2 protein-coding genes and 4 pseudogenes are annotated in these 5,101 nt (G+C 34.4%); 1 reads left to right on the forward strand and 5 read right to left on the reverse strand.

Annotation, left to right across the window (positions count from 1 at the left end):
* The coding region (locus KFD70_RS28685; RefSeq protein WP_489618142.1) for an SLC5/6 family protein at positions 1 to 803 on the forward strand (803 nt) is incomplete at its 5' end.
* A gap of 75 nt (positions 804 to 878) precedes the next feature.
* On the opposite strand, the pseudogene KFD70_RS28690 reads toward KFD70_RS28685, so the two are convergent.
* From KFD70_RS28690 to KFD70_RS28710, 5 genes and pseudogenes are all read right to left on the reverse strand, one after another.
* A pseudogene (locus KFD70_RS28690) lies at positions 879 to 1,046 on the reverse strand (IS6 family transposase); the annotation flags it as partial.
* 16 nt (positions 1,047 to 1,062) lie between these two features.
* Positions 1,063 to 1,164 (reverse strand): annotated as a pseudogene (locus KFD70_RS28695) (YolD-like family protein); the annotation flags it as partial.
* Positions 1,161 to 2,229: pseudogene (locus KFD70_RS28700) on the reverse strand (Y-family DNA polymerase). The pseudogenes KFD70_RS28695 and KFD70_RS28700, both read right to left, overlap by 4 nt.
* Before the next feature lie 319 nt (positions 2,230 to 2,548).
* Positions 2,549 to 4,552, reverse strand: coding sequence for a serine hydrolase domain-containing protein (locus KFD70_RS28705; protein ID WP_420792392.1), 2,004 nt, complete (start codon positions 4,550 to 4,552; stop codon positions 2,549 to 2,551).
* A 280-nt stretch (positions 4,553 to 4,832) separates the two neighbouring features.
* Positions 4,833 to 4,961, reverse strand: a pseudogene (locus KFD70_RS28710) (transposase); the annotation flags it as partial.
* Positions 4,962 to 5,101: the final 140 nt, after the last annotated feature.

Genomic DNA, 5,101 nt, shown 5'->3' on the forward strand with positions numbered 1-5,101 from the left:
TAAAGATAATGAGCATGCTAGTATATCCTTTCATAGCTTCTCTACTTTTTATCGCAATATCTTTGATTCCACAGTGGAATACGTCAATGCTTAGTTTTTCAAGTGTTTCTACTGCTTCAACAGGAACAGGATATTTTGGAACGATATGGATGATACTACCAATCATAGTATTCTCGTTTAATCATTCTCCTCTTATTTCGTCATTTGTTATGAAACAGAGAGCTACCTATGGAATAGAAGCTACTGATGCCAAGTGTGCTCAAATACAAAAAGTTTGTTATATCATGACATTCGTTGTTGTTATGTTCTTTGTATGGAGCAGCGCACTAAGTTTGACTCCAAATGATCTTAAAATGGCGAAAGAACAGAACTTATCAATCCTGTCATATCTTGCTAATGAGCTTAATTCGCCTCTAATCACTATTGCAGCTCCTATTATTGCTTTTGTGGCTATAACAAAGTCTTTCCTTGGCCATTATATAGGAGCATATGAGGTAATGCGTGATATGATTATCAAGTTCGGTAAAACACGTGGCAAAGATATAGAAGAAAAAACAGTTAAGACAATGATCCTTGCCTTTGTCGTATTAACATGCTGGTATGTTGCTTATGCAAATCCAAGTATTCTTGGAATCATTGATGCCCTTAGTGGTCCGTTAGTTGCTGCTATCTTATGTCTATTACCAATGTATGCGATCCGTAAAGTACCAGTACTAGCTAAATACAGAGGGAAAATGAGCAATGTATTTGTCATTGTTATAGGTGTACTTACTGTCCTAGCAAGTATTAAATCATTATTTTAATTCACTATTGTTGGTTCTGGTGCAAAAATAGTGGGATATGAAAAAAGAACGAAAGATTCCTAGCGGAATTGAATTTTATGTTGTTAAACCAAAGAGATCATGGATAAGATATATCTGTTTTTGGACAGACTTCTCACCTTGGAGAGTTTGTCCTTTTTTGATCATATGTATAACTTCTATTCCAGCAAGCACTTTTTTAGCTGTTTGCAATGATTTTAATCCAAGCATATTGGGGTGCCGTTCCAACAAACTTATAGTTCAAATCACAGATACCAACAAATTGTTCTGGCATACTGGAAAACGTTTTCCATTTTACCATCCCTCTTCCCTTCGGCATATTTGCATTATTTGCGTTATTCATGATTTATGTCCCCCTAATAATGTGTTTCTATATCTTGTGGTTGCACTTTTCGTATAGGAAACGCCCCGTAATATACTGTTTTTACCGAAACGTGTTCTGATTTCGTCCATGACTCGCGTTAATTTAATTTCCTTTTCACGTTGCATTACGTTATCGAACAACGAAATCTGTTCTTCTCCTTCTGTAATCGATAGCAAACCTCTTCCGTATGTTCTACTAAGATAATCGGAATTTCATCTATTGAATAATCGCGTAATAATATCTGACTCTTAGCGATAGAAGTTTCTGCCGGAATATGTTTTTCGGATATACGGCTAAAGTCTATACCATTACTATGTAAGTGTAATTCTGCTCCGATTACACCGAAATTTTGTTTCAAATACTTAAGCGGATAATTCGCCAGATTACCGATTGTATAAATCCCTTTCCGGTTTAACTTGACTTCCGTTTTACGCAATATACCCCAAAATTTACTGAGCGGCCTTATACTCCATAACTTCTCGGGTATATCGTCGTATGTCCACTGCGTAATGCCGTCTTGATTCCTCTTTGCTTCAATATCCATTGCAACCTTACTCATTAATAAATTTGGACCGATGCCGATTGTGCATTCGATACGAGTGCGGTCGTAGATCTCACGTTTAAACTTCAGCGCAAATTCATACGGGCTATTCGTAAATAAGTGTAAAGAATCCGTCATATCCATGAAGAATTCGTCTATGAAATACTGATGGAAGTCTTCAGGTGCCACGTATTGTATTGCTAAACCTGTTATGTAATTCGAACATTTAATATATGTATGCATGATGGGGTTTACGATAAGTATATCTTGTCGTTTTGGTATCTCGTATAATCTAGCCATTTTTTTGACACCTAGTGCTTTAACCGGTAGTGTTGCCGCTAGTACTATCGTACTAGCGACCCACTTCAATTCACATCGTCCACTACGGCAAGTTTTGTATATCGCGAGTCTAATTCTCTCTTGATACAACTGACTGATGCGTAAAAGCTACGTAAGTCAACACATAATATAATCCGATTAGGCAAAAGAGAATAATCGTACAAAGTAATCACTCCTAATAATAAGAACTTTTGTTCTTATTATACGCGAATTTACGTTCTTTTAGGGGCTTTTTTAATTCGAACTTATACTTTACAAAGCATTATATTCTCTATAAATTGCAATTAACCTAGAATTATAGAAAGATATAATTATTCATTCTGAATATTTAATCCAAATCTGGTTATGCATAATAATACTCATTAAGGCATTTAGGGAGCATCTGTGCCAAGAAGTAAAAAAATATATTTCAATAAAGAAGGACAGCATCTTTATGCTATCCCTCTTTTTCTGTTCAGATATATATTCCATTCTTGTGGCAAATTAACTGCCTAACATAACATAAAATAACAAAGCCGCTGCCTCTTGCCGTTTCATTATTTGTTTTGATAAATAATCTGCTGATCCATCTTCATTATATATAACCTCTGGTCCGACTAAGTGATGACCTACAATGTTTTTCACAGACTCTATCGCCCAATCATCAGTTTCTCCTTTTAAAGTAGCTTCTGCAGGTGGGGCCTCTAGCGTTTCTAAATAATGCCAAGCAATCCATGCTGCTTCTTGTCTAGTAATAGCACGATCTGGATAAAACTGTTCTCCCTCTTTTTCGTATAAAATACCCAGTTCATATAACTTTTGAATATGGGATGCATACTGATGACCCTTTACATCAGAAAATACAGGGTCTTTTTTTGAAGGTGGTGCAAAGTATGCAATTTGAGATAACCAATATGAAAACTCTCCACGTGTAAGAGGGGCTTCAGGAACAAAATTCCCCTCCTTATTTGCTTTTAATATATCATATTGATGTAAAGGATCTATAAATTTAGCATATGGATGATTTACCTCTACGTCTTGAAATCTCTTAGGTTCACTTAATTTCACCGCTGAACTACCAGAGTTCCAATGTATCATTTCTTTTACAGTACCATCTTCGTGAAGTTTAAACGCCATGTAATTACCCTTTTCATCTTCGAATAGTAAAGGATCTATTTGTTTTAATTCCTGTTTACCATATCTTTTATCACCTACAAATAACTTTCCTTCACTTATTTTTACATGTGTAATAAGGTTTTTCACCCGCAAATCACGGTACACACCTTCAAATTTTTTTAACTCTTCCTCGCTAGGTTTTAAATACTCTGGCTTCGTTTTATCTGGAAAATAGTGATTCATAAATTCATCAAATAATTCATAAGGAAGTGATGAACTATCTTTATTTGTGACAATAAAAACACCTATTTTCTGTTCAGGAATTAACCACATTAAAGAAGAGAATCCCGGTATATTTCCACCTTTCCCAAAAACATATTGACCATTATGGCTTTGCGGTAAAAAGAATTCAAATCCATATGTCATATTTGGATATTTTGGGTGCAACGCAAATTTTGTTTGTTGCATATCTTGCACAGTTTCAGTTTTTAGTATTTGTTTATTTTTGAATTTACCACCATTCAATTGAGCAATCATAAAATTGGCTACGTCACTTCCTGTAGAAAACATACTCCCTTGTGGCATGTCCGTCGGTCTTGTTTGATAAAATGGGATGACATCGCCTTTTTTATCGTATCCTGTTGCAAGCTTATCTTTAATAAAATTAGTCATAACAAAACTACTATTATGCATCTCTAAAGGGTAAAAAATATTTTTTGCCATATATTTATAAAAAGGTGTGTCTGTCAAATTTTGAACAATATATCCTTGCAGCATAGAAGCAAAATTATCATATGTATACGTATCTCCTGGTTTTCTCACTACTGTGGGCATATTTTCTTCTACATAATCTTTAAGTTGTGTATAGTCATTTATTTGATCATGAATATCCCCCGGTCTAGGATCCACGTCATCAAAACCTGTTGTATGGGTGAGTAAATGTTTCATTGTAACTGGTTCACTCACATTATTTTGGTACTTTAATCCCCCCATATAATTTACTATATCTTTATTTAAATCAATTTTTCCTTGTTCAACTAACTGCATTACAGCACTAGCAGTAAAAACCTTGGATACTGACGCTAATCGAAAAACTGTTTTTTTAGGATCGATTGGAATATTCTTTTCTTTGTTGGAAAAACCGTATCCTTTTTGAAATAAAATCTGATTATCTTTGACAACGACAATAGCTACACCAGGTGCATTTTCTGCTTTCATTTTCTCTGGAATTACTTTATTTGTGAAAACTTCTAGATCTTTAGCATTTAATGCTATAGAAGAAACTGTTTCAGCCTTCGAGTTATTACCACCCAAAAATACGAGAAAGAAACATAGACTTATAACTAATAAACTTCGAAAATGATGAATAATTCTATGACCTCTTCTTTCCAAATTAATTCCCCCTTTAAAGCTAGATTTGTTGATTATTTTCTCAGTGTTCTAAACATTGATTTGGATAATACAACCACATTCTACCATATTTAGACATGTTTACCTAATTTTATTTGTATTCTGTAATTTCACCTTCCTCTGACTGTATAAACAGTTTGATCACCTGCTATCTTTGATTCTAAACAATGGTACCTGATTGAAGAATAAGATTAATATAATGTCTTAATTATCAATAGCAAGGAGTTTAGAGATACAAGAAAGTTTATATTATCTTCTGTTTATTAGCTAAGTGAATTTGTGGCGGTGCATCAAAAAGGATATGTATTTGATCCTCTTCACCGTTCATTTCAATAATTGTACAGTTCCACTTTGTAAATAGGTTGTGGGCAATCTCCTCAAGCCTATTTTTTTATCGTTTTCCGACAGAAGACTCCTTCCTCAAAAATGTGAAGGTGTGAAAACACCAATTTTAGGTGGGAGATGAATGTCGGTAGGCGTAAGCCTACTTTTTTTAGTATACTGTAGGTATCCTACGAAAAAAGTGAGGTG

It is taken from the genome of Bacillus pfraonensis, from assembly GCF_050768835.1.
Lineage (GTDB): Bacteria > Bacillota > Bacilli > Bacillales > Bacillaceae_G > Bacillus_A > Bacillus_A pfraonensis.